The sequence below is a fragment of the Winogradskyella litoriviva genome, assembly GCF_013249065.1.
GTDB classification, from domain to species: Bacteria; Bacteroidota; Bacteroidia; order Flavobacteriales; family Flavobacteriaceae; genus Winogradskyella; species Winogradskyella litoriviva.
In genome coordinates, this window is sequence record NZ_JABRWQ010000001.1 from 202007 (window position 1) to 217910 (window position 15904).

Annotated in this window: 14 protein-coding genes; 9 read left to right on the top strand and 5 right to left on the bottom strand. The window is 30.9% G+C overall.

Annotation, left to right across the window (positions count from 1 at the left end; genetic code table 11):
- Window positions 1–2 precede the first annotated feature (2 nt).
- From HNV10_RS00845 to HNV10_RS00855, 3 genes are read right to left on the bottom strand one after another with little or no spacing between them, the layout of a single operon-like run.
- Window positions 3–980, bottom strand: coding sequence for a deoxyhypusine synthase family protein (locus HNV10_RS00845; RefSeq protein WP_173299439.1), 978 nt, complete (start codon window positions 978–980; stop codon window positions 3–5).
- Window positions 970–1911: an agmatinase gene (gene speB, locus HNV10_RS00850; RefSeq protein WP_173299440.1), complete on the bottom strand. Its 942-nt coding sequence runs from the start codon at window positions 1909–1911 to the stop codon at window positions 970–972. The genes HNV10_RS00845 and speB overlap by 11 nt, the downstream gene beginning before the upstream one ends.
- An 11-nt stretch (window positions 1912–1922) precedes the next feature.
- Entirely contained in the window at window positions 1923–3374 is a 1452-nt protein-coding gene (locus tag HNV10_RS00855) for a type III PLP-dependent enzyme domain-containing protein (protein ID WP_173299441.1), read from the bottom strand.
- Between the two features lie 544 nt (window positions 3375–3918).
- Here HNV10_RS00855 and HNV10_RS00860 point away from each other — a divergent pair.
- From HNV10_RS00860 to HNV10_RS00900, 9 genes are all read left to right on the top strand, one after another.
- Window positions 3919–5898 (top strand): histidine kinase, encoded by a 1980-nt coding sequence (locus tag HNV10_RS00860; RefSeq protein ID WP_173299442.1) that lies wholly within the window; start codon window positions 3919–3921, stop codon window positions 5896–5898.
- Window positions 5891–6640: a LytR/AlgR family response regulator transcription factor gene (locus tag HNV10_RS00865; protein WP_173299443.1), complete on the top strand. Its 750-nt coding sequence runs from the start codon at window positions 5891–5893 to the stop codon at window positions 6638–6640. Before HNV10_RS00860 ends, HNV10_RS00865 begins: the two co-directional genes overlap by 8 nt.
- Before the next feature lie 226 nt (window positions 6641–6866).
- Complete coding sequence (locus HNV10_RS00870) at window positions 6867–8171, top strand: OmpA family protein (protein ID WP_173299444.1); 1305 nt, start codon at window positions 6867–6869, stop codon at window positions 8169–8171.
- A 3-nt stretch (window positions 8172–8174) separates the two neighbouring features.
- Window positions 8175–9359 carry a hypothetical protein gene (locus HNV10_RS00875; RefSeq protein WP_173299445.1) on the top strand — a complete coding sequence of 395 codons (1185 nt, stop codon included), beginning with the start codon at window positions 8175–8177 and terminating at the stop codon, window positions 9357–9359.
- Between the two features lie 7 nt (window positions 9360–9366).
- Window positions 9367–10809: a hypothetical protein gene (locus HNV10_RS00880; RefSeq protein ID WP_173299446.1), complete on the top strand. Its 1443-nt coding sequence runs from the start codon at window positions 9367–9369 to the stop codon at window positions 10807–10809.
- 40 nt (window positions 10810–10849) lie between these two features.
- On the top strand, window positions 10850–11368 hold the full coding sequence (locus HNV10_RS00885) for a hypothetical protein (protein ID WP_173299447.1): 519 nt from the start codon (window positions 10850–10852) through the stop codon (window positions 11366–11368).
- A gap of 17 nt (window positions 11369–11385) precedes the next feature.
- Window positions 11386–12273, top strand: a complete 888-nt coding sequence (locus HNV10_RS00890) for a hypothetical protein (protein ID WP_173299448.1) — start codon at window positions 11386–11388, stop codon at window positions 12271–12273.
- 246 nt (window positions 12274–12519) lie between these two features.
- On the top strand, window positions 12520–12951 hold the full coding sequence (locus HNV10_RS00895) for a carboxypeptidase-like regulatory domain-containing protein (RefSeq protein ID WP_173299449.1): 432 nt from the start codon (window positions 12520–12522) through the stop codon (window positions 12949–12951).
- Window positions 12952–13028: 77 nt separating this feature from the next.
- Window positions 13029–14048 (top strand): transglutaminase domain-containing protein, encoded by a 1020-nt coding sequence (locus HNV10_RS00900; RefSeq protein ID WP_173299450.1) that lies wholly within the window; start codon window positions 13029–13031, stop codon window positions 14046–14048.
- Between the two features lie 3 nt (window positions 14049–14051).
- On the opposite strand, the gene HNV10_RS00905 is transcribed toward HNV10_RS00900, so the two are convergent.
- Window positions 14052–14894 carry a pseudouridine synthase gene (locus HNV10_RS00905; protein ID WP_173299451.1) on the bottom strand — a complete coding sequence of 281 codons (843 nt, stop codon included), beginning with the start codon at window positions 14892–14894 and terminating at the stop codon, window positions 14052–14054.
- A gap of 97 nt (window positions 14895–14991) precedes the next feature.
- On the bottom strand, window positions 14992–15894 hold the full coding sequence (locus tag HNV10_RS00910) for a geranylgeranylglycerol-phosphate geranylgeranyltransferase (RefSeq protein ID WP_173299452.1): 903 nt from the start codon (window positions 15892–15894) through the stop codon (window positions 14992–14994).
- Window positions 15895–15904: the final 10 nt, after the last annotated feature.

The following is a 15904-nucleotide window of genomic DNA, read 5'->3' on the forward strand; positions in this document are numbered from 1 at the left end:
GATTACATATCCAAGAGATAAGCAAAAATTAATGGTGCAACAATGGTAGCATCACTTTCTATGATGAACTTTGGCGTATTAATATCTAGCTTTCCCCAAGTTATTTTTTCGTTTGGCACTGCACCAGAATACGAGCCATAACTTGTTGTACTATCACTAATCTGGCAAAAATAGCTCCAAAATGGTGTGTCTTCTCGCTCCATATCTTGGTATAACATTGGCACTACACAGATTGGAAAATCGCCTGCAATTCCGCCTCCAATCTGAAAGAAACCTATACCATCTTTAGAATTATCTGTGTACCAATCTGCTAAAAACGTCATGTATTCTATACCAGATTTCATAGTGCTTGCTTTTAACTCGCCTTTAAGCACGTAGCTTGCAAAGATGTTACCCATGGTGCTATCTTCCCAACCAGGACATACAATAGGCAAGTTTTTTTCTGCAGCAGCATACATCCAAGAATCTTTTAAATCTATTTCGTAATGCTCTTCTAAAACACCAGATAATAATAATTTGTACATATACTCATGTGGTAAATAGCGTTCGCCTTTAGCTTCAGCTTCTTTCCAAATTTTAACGATATGTTCTTGAATGCGTCTAAATGCTTCCTCTTCTGGAATACAAGTATCTGTAACACGGTTTAAGCCCTTCTCTAATAAATCCCACTCATCTTGAGGTGTTAAATCTCTATAATTTGGTACACGTTTGTAATGTGAATGCGCTACCAAATTCATAATATCTTCTTCTAAATTTGCACCTGTACAAGACACAATTTGCACTTTGTCTTTACGAATCATTTCTGCAAAAATCTTTCCTAATTCCGCAGTACTCATAGCACCAGCCAAAGACACCAACATCTTTGCCCCAGAATTTAATTGGTCTTCGTAGCCTTTTGCTGCATCAACTAAAGCAGCCGCATTAAAATGTAAATAATACTTTTCAATAAATTTTGAAATTTCGCCTTTATTAGTAGTCATCTTCTGATTGGAATTTAGATTTTTTATTTCCTTGGTTATTTGCATCGTTAAAATTACTCTCAAAAATATCTTCGATGTCTTGATCTTTAAATTTGTAACTCAACATTTTGTAGTACAATTTTGCTGCTAGGAAGTCTGAGGATTTATCATTCTTATTCGGACATAATTCAACAATATCAAAACCAACCACGTTCTTTTCTTCAAACACTTGTTTTAAGAATTCTAAAGTTTCGTAATACAATAATCCTCCTGGTTCTGGTGTACCAGTACTTGGCATAATTGAAGGATCTAGCGCATCTAAATCGAATGTAATAAATACGTTATCTGTCATTTGATCAATTGCAGAATCCATCCAGCTATCATCTTCTGCCATTTCATGAGCAAAGTATGTTTTGTCTTCGTCCATTACCGTCTTTTCAATGATATCCATAGAACGAATACCTACTTGAATTAAGTTAGTGGTTTGGCTCGCTTCATAAACTGCACAAGCATGGTTACATTTAGAACCTTCATAACTTTCACGTAAATCTGCGTGTGCATCAATATGTAAGACAGTTAAGTCTTCAAACATTTCATTGAATGCTCTAATGGTACCTATTGAAATAGAATGTTCACCACCAAAAACAGTAACAAATTTATTTTTCTTGATGTATTTTTTTGTTGCTAAATGAACCGCTTCTACCATAGCTTCTGGCGACGCGTTTTCTGTTACTGCATCTGCTAAAAACACACCTTGTTGGTAAACTTCAGAATCTGTTTCAATATCATAAAGTTCCATATTTGCAGAAGCATCTAAAAAAGCATCAGGACCATTGTCTGCGCCTTTTTGCCAAGTACTTGTACCATCATAAGGTACAGGAATTAGAACAATTTTAGCTGTTTCTAATTTTGCTAACTCATCTGGAATACCAGCGTAATTTTGTTTGTTCATAATCTTTTACTCTAAATTTTATTTTCTAAAAGTTCTTTTGACGTAATTATTGTAGGTTCTTTTGTCTCAGTTTCATAACCCAAAATGCCTAATAAATTTTCACTCTTTTGCTGCTCCGCAAATACTCGAGTGCTTAAGTTTCCTTCTTCGTCTTTTTGAATTAAAACATGTTTTGGTGTTGGAATTAAACAATGTTGTAAACCGCCAAAACCTCCAATGGTTTCTTGGTAAGCACCAGTGTTAAAAAAGCCAATATATAAGGGTTTGTCTTTATTATACTTTGGTAAATAGATGGCATTAACATGCTGCTCGCTGTTGTAATAATCATCGCTATCGCAAGTTAAACCTCCTAATAATACACGCTCGTAACTATCATTCCAACGGTTAATTGGCAACATCACAAAACGTTTGTTAATAGCCCAAGTATCTGGTAATGTTGTAATGAAAGATGAGTTAATCATGTTCCATTTTTCACGATCGTTCTGTTGCTTTTGGTAAAGTATTTTATAAATAGCGCCACCGCTTTCGCCTACTGTAAAACTTCCAAATTCGGTAAAAATATTAGGTACTTCAACTTCTTCTTCCTCACAAACCAATTTTATTTGGTTTACTATTTCATCTACCATGTAAGCATAATCAAAATCAAAAGCTAATGAGTTCTTAATGGGAAAACCACCTCCAATATTTAGACTATTTAATGATGGACAAATTTTCTTAAGCGATGTGTACACCTTAAGACATTTGTGCAACTCATTCCAGTAATACGCATTATCTCTTATGCCTGTATTAATAAAAAAGTGTAACATTTTTAGCTCAACTTTTTTATTAGTTTGAATTTGAGATTTGTAAAAAGGCACAATGTTTTTATAACCAATCCCTAAACGCGATGTATAGAACTCAAACTTTGGTTCTTCTTCTGAAGCAATCCTAATTCCAACTTGAAACTTACCGTTTATCTCTTCTGATAATAAATCTATTTCTTCATAATTATCAATTATTGGGATACAGTTTTTATGGCCATCATTAATAAGTTCAGCTATATTTGTAATGTACTTTTCGCGTTTAAAACCATTACTTAACACATAAGTCTCGTTTGTTATTTTCCCCTCTTTTTTAAGGGCTTTAACAATATCTATATCAAAAGCTGAAGACGTTTCAATATGAATATCATTAGTTAATGCCTCATCTAAAACGTGTTTAAAATGCGAGCTTTTTGTACAGTAGCAATAATTGTATTTGCCTTTATAATTGTGTTTCTTAAACGCATCAGCAAACCATATTTTTGCACGCTGAATGTTATTAGAAATTTGAGGTAAATAGGTGAATTTTAATGGAGCTCCATGTTCCTCAACCAATTTCATTAGGTCGATATTATGGAAACGCAAGGATTTACCCTCAAGTTTAAATTCGTCTTGTGGAAAGTGAAAGGATTGATCTATCAGATCAATGTATTTATTGTTCATGATGTTAATTAGATAAAATTCCCACTGTAATGGGACTTAAGTATGTAAAATAAAAAATATATGCGTAAACTGTGTTAAGGTTACGTTATCTCATACCTGGATTTGGCTTTGTGTAGTTGGTACAAAACCATAAATATGCTGGCTAGCAGCAATTACAGAAGCGGAAGTTAGCTCTAAAATTCGGTTACTTAACCTGTAAGCTGCTCTTGAATATGACTTCCTAATTTTCAAGAACCCGAACATAAAAACATGTTTCAATTGTTCAGCTAAAAACGGGCTTTATTATCTTGTTAGATTGACACCAATTTTCGCTGCAAATGTAAATTATTTTTTAATACGGAAAACATTTTTTTATTTTTTTTGAGAATATTTTTTAAAAGAAACAAAACACTAAAAATCAACACCTTAAGCACATCAGTCCCTACCTTTGAAAATTACTTAATTAACCTAGCAAAAAAGTCTTATATATCTCAATATTATTAACTAAAATGTTAAATTTTAAGAGATAAAATCGTTAAATTTGAGATAGAAAGTTGTACGTATTATGACGTATCTATCTTACATATCGGTTTACTTAATATATCTTCTTGCCATAACAAGTTTATACAGTCTCAACGTTGCCAAATTAGAAACTTCCCATACATTAATTTTTAATAAATATAACCATATTATAAAACGAGACTCTGCAAAAGTTGCTCTTCAAAACAAAATAAAAATTGCGAATAATGACAGTTTAAAAATAGCATTAGCCTATTATGATTATGGGCAATACTTAGATGTTAATGGAGAAAAAGATGCTTCTATAAAAAACTTAAAAATTGCTCTGCAAATAGCAAAACAATTAAAGAATGATGAAAAAATTGCTGCAATAGGCAATTATTTAGCGAGTACTTATTGGGAAGTTGGCACTTACCAACCATCAATTGATGTATACATTATTGCTTATAAAAGTGCCGTAAGAACTAAAGACAGCAGCCAGATTGCTAAAATAAGTATGAATTTAGCAAGCAACTACAATTATTTAGGCGAGTATGACTTAGCCATAAAATACGCACTTAACGCACTAAAAATAAAAGAAAAAGCCAAAGACTGGGAACGTATATGTTATCATTACGTTTCTATGGCAACTATTTTTAAAGAAACTAATAATATTGAGAAATGGGAATTCTACATAAACAAAGCCTATAAATTAAAAGACCAAGAAAATTGTGCCTCACTTGGCGATATTGCTAAAATATATAACAACTTAGGCTCTATTTCTGAAAGAAAAGGACAACATAAAAAAGCACTTGCCTATTTTGATTCATTAAAGGTATTAAGCAAAGAAGTTGGCTTTAATAAAGGTATCAGTGCTGCACTAAGTAATAGTTCTGATATTTATAAAAAATTAAATCAAACCGAAAAAGCGCTGCAATTATTACAAGAATCAGAGAACTATTTTAGTGACCCATATGAAATTATTTCTAACAATAATAGTAAGGCAGAACTCTATCGCCTGTTGGGACAAGACAATGAAGCGCTCTCATTAGTTTTAAAGAATACAACGCTAAAAGATCTTTACTTTTATTCTATGGAGCACCAAAAAACATTACAGCTCTTGTCTGAGATAAATGCCAATTTATTAAACTACAAAGAAGCCTTACGTTGGAAAGACTCTCTACGTTCTCTAGAAAATAAGCTTCACGATTCTAAGGTTCAAAAAGGGATTGAAGAATTAGAAACCAAATACGAAACTGAAAAAAAAGAACAACAAATAGAATTATTGACTACTGAAAATGAATTGAAAAATCAACGTATTAATGCAGGCCTTGTAATTCTTTCATTCTTAATCATTTTAATTCTACTCATTTTATACATTTTAAATATTAAAAACAAGCAAGCAGAATTAAAACAAAATAATTTAAGATTACAAGTATTAAGAACCCAAATGAATCCGCACTTTGTTTTTAATGCATTGGGATCTATACAAAACTTTATGATGAAGAATGATGCTCGTAAAGCCTCACAATACCTCTCGCAATTTGCAGCTTTAACACGTGCTACACTAAATAACTCAACAGTAGCATCCATAACTTTAGCTGATGAAATTAGTATGATCGAAAACTATATGGCATTAGAGCAAATGCGAAAGCAAAATAAATTTAATTATAGCATTAATTATGACCAAGATTTGGATCTAGATTTTATAAGAATTCCGCCAATGCTTAACCAACCCTTTATAGAAAATGCTATAAAACATGGTTTCAAAAACATTGACAAAGGCGGCATTTTAACTATTACAATTACAGACAAAAAAGATTGGATTGAATTTATTATTGAAGATAATGGTGAAGGATTTTTAGAAGGCTTCACAAATAAAGATCATAAATCTATGGCAATGTCCATTTTTGAAAATAGAAGAAAACTAATAAGACAGAAATACAAAAAGGACTTTAAGTTCGAAATCGTCAATTTAAGAGACAAACACCCTAACCAAACAGGCGTAAGAATTACAATTAACATTCCAATATTAAATAATGATTAGAGCTATTATCATAGACGACGAACCTGCAATGCAAGAAGTCAACAGCCAATTACTATCCGAGTATTTCCCTAATATTAAACTCGTAGGAACTGCAGATTGTATCAAAACTGGTATTAATTTAATACATAAAAAAAAGCCAGATTTAGTGTTATTAGACATTCAGTTATCTGATGGTTCTGGGTTTCAGCTATTGCAAAAACTACCATCTTATAATTTTAAAGTTGTTTTCATTACCGCGTTTGATTCCTTTGCCATAAAAGCAATAAAGTTTAGTGCTATAGATTATATTTTAAAACCGGTAAATGAGATTGAGTTTCAACAAGCTATACAACGCGCCATTGCGTTAATTGAAAAAAAAGAACATACCGAATCTCAAGTGAATGTTTTAATGGATTCGTTTAAAAAAGAGTTGCAAAATAAAAAGCTTGTTTTGCGTACTCAAAATTCTATGCACATTGTAGACATTAGCGATATTCATTTTTGCAAAAGTGATAATAGTTATACTACATTTTATTTAGATAACAACGAAAAGATTCTGGTTTCTAAAAGTTTAAAAGATTACGAGGGTATACTTAAAGAATATGGTTTTTTTAGACCACATCAATCCTTTCTGGTCAACCTCAATCATATTAAAAAGGTTGACAAAACCGACCATGGTTTTTTAATAATGAAAAACAAAAAGGAAATCCCAATTTCAACACGTCAAAAGAAAAACCTAATTGATCTGTTAGACCGTTTATAGTTAAAAATTGCAAATAGATTTTTAATTATCATAAAAGCGTCAAAAAGGATAGCTACACATTAAGTTTTTCGCATGTTTAACAAACTTCAACTTGCTAAAAACTAAAAACTTGTAACACAAATACAATTAAAAAACTAGCGAATTCAAATTGAGTTGTAACGGAATCAAGTTCTGTTAAAAACAACTAAAAGTGTGTTGTAAATTTATTGTATAAACAGCACATATTATGAAAACTTCTAACCCAAAAACAAGATCAAAATTTCTATTTAAAATATTGATTGTACTCAGTATGCTCATAGTGATACCTCAATACTCTAATGCACAACTATTAAAACGATTAAAAAAGAAAGCGGAGGACAAAGTAGAACGCGAAGCAGAAAAAAGAGCAGAAAAACGTATCAATAAAAAAATTGATAAAGAATTTGACAAAGCCGAAGATGCTATTGATGGTAAAGACAAGAAAAAAACAGATAGCATTTCAGAAAAAACAAAATCTAAAAAAACTGAGACTAACCAAAACACTAAAACAAGTGAAGAGGCAAAAAATCAAAAACCAAATGTAATTTGGAGTAAGTTCGATTTTGTTCCTGGAGAAACTGTAATATTTGAAGATGGACCAAATCTAGACGAGGAAAATGGAGAGTTTCCGAGTCGTTGGGATTTAATTAATGGTCAAGTAGAAATTGCCCAAGTAGATGGTGAAACAGTTATGATGTTTTTAGATGGAGGAGAAATAGTTCCGTATTTAAAATATTCAGCAAAAGATTATTTACCCGAAATATTTACAATTGAATTTGACTTCTATAAACCTTTGGGAGGAAATCGTCTAACTTTTTATTTAACAGACCAAAAAAACCAAAGAGGTAAAAAAGTTTATAATAACCCTCAAGAATTTGAAGTAACACCAGTAAGAATTGATCCACCTGAAGGCTCTGCTGTAATGCATTCTGGCAGAGATTACGATTATTGCGAAAATGGATGTTGGACACATGTCTCTATAGCCTATACAAAAGGAAAATTAAAAGTCTATTTAGATGACACAAGACTAGTTAACATTCCTCACTATTCCTTTAACCCAACGGGTTTTACCATTTATCCATATTTTGCTAGTGCAAAAGATAATGTTCCATTTTATGTTAAAAATGTACGTATTGCCAAAGGTGGTGTAAAATACTACGACCGTGTACTTTCTGAAGGAAAAATTATTGTAAACGGAATAAAATTCGATGTCAACAAAGCAACGCTTAAAGCTGAAAGTATGGGTCCAATTAACAATATTTATGAGTTAATGCTAAAACAACCAGAGCTAAATTTTAGTATAGAAGGACATACAGATAGTGATGGAACAGACGACACAAATATGTCTTTATCTAAAGAAAGAGCAAAAACAGTTATGGAACAACTTATAACAATGGGTATTTCTTCAGATCGATTAAAATTTACTGGCTTTGGCGAATCTAAACCAATTGACAACAATAGCACACCAGAAGGTAAAGCCAACAACAGACGTGTAGAATTTGTAAAATTTTAAGTCATGAAAAGAAAACATCTAATATTAGCAATAGTTTTTCTATACGTCGCAGTATTGAACGCCCAAAAAGAAACGATTAGTGGCAACTGGTTATTAACAAAAGTTATTCAAGGTGACCAACCTTATGAACCACTTTTTATTCAAAAATTTGAAGAGAATGGTAAAATGAAAGCTATGGGACAAGAGCTAGGAACATGGGAATATATCCCAAACGAAAAACGCCTCCTTATGCATTCTGAAGCCTCAAAAGAATTTGATGGCGAATTTAAAATTATTCTATTCAACTCTAAAAAACTTCAACTAAAGCAAGCTGATGTGCAACTATTCTACACTAAAATTAATTTAGATAAAGTAGTAGAAAATAATGCTTTAATGAATTTTGAAGGCGAATGGATCTTAGAAAATGATTTAAATGAAACCCAATTACTAAAAATAGAACTTCCAGATACGTTTTTAATAACACGAATAACTGCTGGTGGAGGATCTTCAGCTTACAATGGCACATGGTTATTTAATCCTGAAGAAAACTCAGTTTTATTTATGGGCAGAACTAATTTATTAAAAGGCTTTTGTGCCATTAAAGAAATTTCCGAGAATAAGTTTATACTAGAAAGAAAAGGCATTAAAATTATTGGCAAAAAAGAATCATCTGTAAAACCAATAGAAAGTTTAACTTTTAATATTGAAGATTTCCCTGAAGAATCAACCGACACATCACCTTGGCAAGATTTTGACGCCTTACTCAACGAATTAAAAAATGTACGCTATTTAAAATATAAGCAGAGTAAACTCATACCAAATACATCATCTTTTAGCCACAAGACTTTGGTATCTAAAATCGATGTAAACTCTGAAGAAAGAAGAATCAGTTTAGCCAATTTAAGCATTACTAAAAAAGATACCATGCAAATTTCAGAGCGTGTAAAAGGCGATTTATACAATCAATACAACGACTTTTTTCCTCAAGAAGAATTAGGCCCTTATAAACTAGTTACAACCGAAACCATAAAAGTACCAGCAGGCGAATTTAAATGCAAAATTTTTGAAGGTTTCGATGGTGATGCTAAAGTTAAATACTGGATGATAATAGACAAACCAGGTATCTATGCTAAAATAATCCGTGAAGATATTGGTCTTTTCGATAAGGTAGAATATTCAATAATTGAATTAGAAGAAATTAAAAAATAGTATCAAAATGAAAGCTTTACTTATATCCATAACATTAGTTATTAGTGTTTCAGTCTTTTCTCAAAACCAAGCGGAACAAACAAAAATTAAAGACTATTTAGAAAGCAGCTTACAAAACAAAAATACGTTACTAATTAGTAACGCTTCGCAAAACGTAACCGCATCAGACATCTATCAAAGTGAATTACTGTTTAGTTCAAGTTATCAAGATGGACATAACATATTACAATTACAGTATTTTATTAAAACTGCAAATCAACTAATCGCTTTTAAAGACAGAAACGATTTGCTAGCCTCGAGCGCATTTATTAAAAGTTTAAATGCTAAAAAGTTTAAACTAAAAACTGAAGATGATGGTGTTGCTTTTCAATCCTTATTAAAATTATTGGACAATGAACGTGGCTTAGGTTTTTTTATTGAAGATAACACTTGGTATTTTAATAGAAATACAAGATTTGGGGAGACTATGGCCTATGTGGTTACAACAGCTAACAACGGACAAATCACTAAAATAGTTTATGAAAACGACTTAAAAAAGACCTTACCAGAAACACTATTACAATCTGGAGAAACAATAGACTATACAGATTACGAAGCTGCTATTTCAAAAAAAGATAGTGCCTTTATGCATCAGTATTTGTTAGATAACGTTAATTATGAATTTGAAATTACACCACTAAATTTTTATTCTCTCAACAAAATATCCACGCTTTCTATCCACAAATGCAATCTTAAAGTAACCGAAGGAGAAGAAGGAAACAGTTTTACAAATAATACACCATTTATGTTAATCTCTAATAATGGTGAGTACATAAAAACTTCAATTGATGGCCTTTTAGAAATGCCAATATTTTTAAATAGTCTTCAAAAAAAATACACACTAAAAACAGAAGATGATGCCAGACTTTTTCAATACGTGTTAGATGACCTTTCACCAGTAAGTAAATTTGATATAGAACTAAAAACCTTTTATAAAAAAGACAATATGTGGTTTTTTGTTAGAGAAAAAAGATTTGATGATTTAAAGGGATTTATTGTTTTAATAGATACCAAAAACAAGGTTAATCATATAGAATACACTACTATTTCTGAAAAAAGCATCATTAGATTAAAAATGAAAGACCCTAATTTTAGGGTAGATTATAAATTTAAACTTGTACAACCTACTACTAATAAAGTTACTCTAAAAAAAGGTGAAGGTTTAAGCATAGAAGTTAGTTTTGACGAAGCTGCAGTAAACGCATCAGGTTGTTGGATTCTTACAAGAAGAGATGGAAGTGATTCAGGAACCTACGCTGGCAATAATCTTCATTCTCCTTATAAACAAGGTATAACAGGTATGTCGTTAGAAGGCAACCATCACATTTTTGAATACTTTTTACTAAAAAATGAAACTATGAATGCAGAAGATGCTTTAAGTACAATAACCGTTGAAGTCGACATAAAATAAAGACTGTAAATCTAGGAATTAACCATTAAATAAAAATATCATGAAAACAACAGCAAAAATTTTATCGGCATTACTTATTTGTTTCGTATTTACATCTTGTGATGATGACATCTTAGATGTTGATTTTGATACCACTGTAAAAGCAACCATTGTTGCAAACGTTGACCAAGGCCAAGAAACAGTAAACGAAAGTGTTGTACTAAGTTTAGACAACAACGATACACACGATTATTTAGACAAAATTAAAGATGTTACCATTAAAAAATTAACCTATAGAATAATTAGTTTTTCTGGTGATTCTCAAGGCTCAGTTGATATAGATTTTTATGCAGACAATATTACTTTACAAACAGAAGCATTTGTTGTTAACGATGCTTACAACTCGGCAACTGTATTTGAAGTTACTGATATTAGTAAGCTCAACACTATGGCAAATATGTTAAAAAACAACAATCACACAACAGTAGGCATCACAGGTAATACAGTAGCAACAGAAGGCGGAATGAACTTTAATATTGAAGTCACTGCAGAACTAGAAATCACAGCAAACCCTTTATAATCTTTAAAACTTAAAATATGAAAACATTCAGCCTCATTGCACTTGCTTTAATGTTATTAAGTTGTAACGAAAGCCAAAGCAATACGTTTGTTGATTCTTCAGAGAAGAGCCAACAGCAAGACACAATACTTAAGCGCTATAAAGTAAAATCCGGAATTATAACCTATGATATAGCCATTAAAGGAGATGTAATAGGAAGTAAAATAACTGGTCATGGAATAGAAAACTTATATTTTAAAGACTTTGGTGCTTTAGAACTCGTTGAAGAAAATTCTTCACAAACCACAGTAACTAATTTATTTGGAAATAAATCTACAAATACAACCAATACGCACACCATTACTAAACTAGATAATGGCACTAGTTTTAGCGTAGATTTTAAACAGAAAAAAATCTATAAACAAAAAGATTTAGCGATGGCCTTAACAAAACAGTTTCAGCCAAATGCTGATGCTGGCGAAGTAGGAAAAGAAATGCTAAAAGGCATAGGAGGAGAAAAAACAGGTATCGAAAATTACAAAGGTTACAACTGTGAAATTTGGGAAGTAATGGGAGTAAAACAATGGATATACAAAGGTGTAACTTTAAAATCCGTTGGCAGTATTATGGGAATTACAACTACAAAAGAAGCTACAAATATTGAGTTTAATGTTAATGTAGATAAAAGTAAATTTAAACTACCAGACTATACCTTTGTTGAGCAAGATGGTTTATTTGAAGATGTAGAAATTGATACTGATTTTCAAGATATGGATGAAAATCTAGATAAACTAAAAAATATGTCTTTTGAAGATTGGAAAAAATATGCACAAGCTAATGACGAAGAAATGCTAGAAATGAATGAAACCGAACTTCGAGAAACCTATGATATGATTCAAAAAATGATAAAGATGAGACAACAATAATTAAAACTTGAAAATAAGTGTTTCATGATCTGTGTTGATTTAGATAACAGTTCTAGTTTTAGGCCTCAGATTTAAGTGTTAATCTGAGGCTTTTTTTACGTCATAATATCTCAACGCACATTATTATACATCCACCTTTACTAACCTAAAACAACACTTTACTAATCAATTCATTGACATTACTCAATACAATTATTAACTTGTATACATAACATCTAAATTTGATAGAAACAAAATACAGATATTATGAAAACACAAACATTACCTCAAACACAAAACCTTAAGACCTTTAGTTTAATTGGTCTTATACTAATGACCTTTTTTGCCTTCAATCTTAGTTATGGGCAAATAGCAACCACTCCTACCAAAAAAATTACCACCAATGAACGCACAATTAAAGGTGTTGTAAGCGATGAAACCGAAACGCTATTAGGAGTAAACATTGTATTAGAAGGTACAACCACAGGAACAACTACCAACGAAAAAGGTGAATTTACGTTTCCTAAGAAATTAAAAACAGGTGATATTCTATTGTTTAGTTATTTAGGTTATGAGACACAGAAAGTAGAAATAAAAGACGATACTACTTTTATAAATTTAAAGTTAACTATAGACTCTGTTACTATGATTGGTGCCTTAGATTCTGGCAAACCTTATAAATCTAAACGTAAAGATTAATTTTAAGATTGTCTCTACGAGCGTAATTTAGAGTTTAAATCTCTAGACTGCGCTCAAAGAGACTTAAAAACAATTAAGTGAAACACCTTCAACTTATATTATTATTTCTGTTCTTTTTAGAAATACCATTGCATGCGCAAATCTCCGATTTTACTCATGCTAATTTTAAAAAAGCAGATAGCATAGCGTTAGCTAACTCAGATGAAGACCTTTATAATTTGCCACTATTAGCTCACAAATTAACCTCAAACTTAGATACAGAAGCAGAACAATTTAGAGCAATCTACTTTTGGGTTTGTCATAACATTTCTAATAACTATAATTTATATTTAAGAAATAGCTACAAACGTAATCGATTTAAAAATGATAGTATAAAGCTTAAAATCTGGAATAACGATTTTAAAAAAAAGCTTTTTAAAAAATTACTCAAAAACCAAACAACTATATGTACAGGTTACGCTTATTTAGTAAAGGAACTGGCTTCACTTGCTAATTTAGAATGCGAAATTGTGCAAGGTTATGGAAGAGTAAGCACTACAGACATAGAGAAATTAGACCTACCAAACCATTCTTGGAATGCTATAAAACTGAATGGCAAATGGTATTTGTGCGATCCAACTTGGGCAAGTGGTATACCAAATCCTAAGACTAATAATTTTAAATTTCAGTATAACGATGGCTTCTTTTTAGCAGAACCAAAACTCTTTGCTATTAATCACTATCCCATAGAAAAAAAATGGTGGCTTTTTGAAGAAAACGTACCATCGTTTAAGGATTTTTTAGAAGCTCCGATTTTATATGGTAAGGCCTATGAAAATTTAAAGTTTCATAATTTCCCAAAGCAAATGCATAAAGACACTAAACTTTTTGAAAACATAACTTTTGAATTTGAAACGAAAGAGACTCTAAACAAAAAAGACATCACGTTCTTAATTGACAATGGGTCAGATAGTAAACAAATAGAACCTAATTCTGTTACCATTGAAGATTACAATTTAAAAATAGAACATCAATTTTTAAAAAAAGGTTTTTATGATGTTCATCTCTACATTAAAAATAACTTAATTTCAACTTATACTTATAAAGTTAAAAACTAATAGTTATATCATTTTTAAAGTGTTCAATTCTTGTTCTGTTAAGTGTTTCCAGTGACCACGAGGAATATCTTTTTTGGTTAAATGACCAATCGCTACACAATCTATTTTTACAATATCGTAGTTAAAATGTTCAAAAATAGTACGTAGAATAGTGTTACCAGTATTTTTTATCTTTATGCCTACTTGATTTTTAGATTCATCTTGTATGTAGCTAATCTCTTCAACAGCTACTAATTTACCATCTACTTTAAAACCTTCTTGTATCTTTTTTAAATCTTCAAATTTCAAGTTTTTATCTAATTCAACCTGAAATAAACGTGGAACACCATTTTTAGAATTTGTAAATTTCTGTACAACAGTATCGTCGTTTGTAAACAACAATAAACCCACAGAGTTTCTTCCTAAACGACCAATTGGTTTTATGTTAGCATTTGTTGCATTGGCAACTAAATCCATAACTGTTCTTCCTTTTCCTTCTGCTGTTGTTGTAGCAAATCCTTTTGGTTTGTTTAATAACACGTATACTTTAGCCTCTGGTGTAATACGTTGTCCATCAAATTTAACCTCATCGGTACGTTTTACTTTGTAACCCATTTCTGTTACAATTTTACCATTAACAGTTACTAAACCAATAGCAATATTCTCATCAGCTTCTCGACGAGAGCACATGCCAGAATTTGCAATGTATTTGTTTAAACGAATCTCATCTGGATTAGAAGTTGATTTTGCAGGTTTAGCTTTTTTCTTGAAAGGAGCATTTCCTCTAGCATAACTTTTGTTTTTGCTATTAGCATTTCCTCTTCCTGAAGTTTTCCCTTTTCCTTTGCTATCTTGATTTCTGCTCATGTTGTAATTTTTCGCAAAGGTAAAACAATAGTTTACATCTTGCACTTAAATGTTTAAGTTGTTTGGTTTTACATCATAATAATGATATAAACATAACCTATATTCTATTTAAAACAACCGAAACATCTATTAATAAGATAGAAAATACACCTGCTACAATTATAAATTTTAAGATATTATGAAGCGTAAGGTAATGGGTTTTCTTATTTGATTTTAAAAGGACAATGAGATAAACCAATAATAAGAATATACTTAGGTAAAAGTAATAATACATGTGGCCAATCTTAAAGAATGAAATCAATATAATAGCAGAAACAATAGTTAATAAACCAACAACAGTAAGCATACGCTTAGATACTTTTTCACCATATACAACTGGCACAGTTCTGTAATTTAATGCTAAATCTCCTTTTATATTTTCTAAATCCTTGGTGAGTTCTCGCATAGAAATTAATAAAAACAAAAATATACCATGTGCAAAAACCACTTTTTCGAAATTTTGGTAATAAATAAAGATGACAAAAAATGGGGTTACAGTTAATATAGCCGAAACCATATTTCCAATAATTGGTTGTTTTTTTAATCGATGCGAATAAAACCAAATCGCAAAAATATAAACGGCAAAAAAGATAACGGCTTTAAATGAGACATAACTTGCAAAAACAACTGCTACAAAATTAAGTACAAAATAAAAGGATAGTTTAGTGTTTTGACTCACCAAGCGATCTAACATCGTTTTTCTTGGTTTGTTGATTAAATCTTTTTCGGAATCGTAAAAATTATTAATAATATAACCCGATGCAATTGTAGCTGATGATGCTAGTACAAGCATTAATAAATTAACATCTAACAAAACGGATTTTAAAGGTCTGTGATGTGCAAAAATATAAACCGAAGCTAAATATTGAGCAATTACAATGACAAGAATATTGTAACCTCTTACAACAGAAAATAGGCTGAAAAATTTAAGAAGAATGTGTTTCTGCCGTCTAGATAACATGAGTTAATTA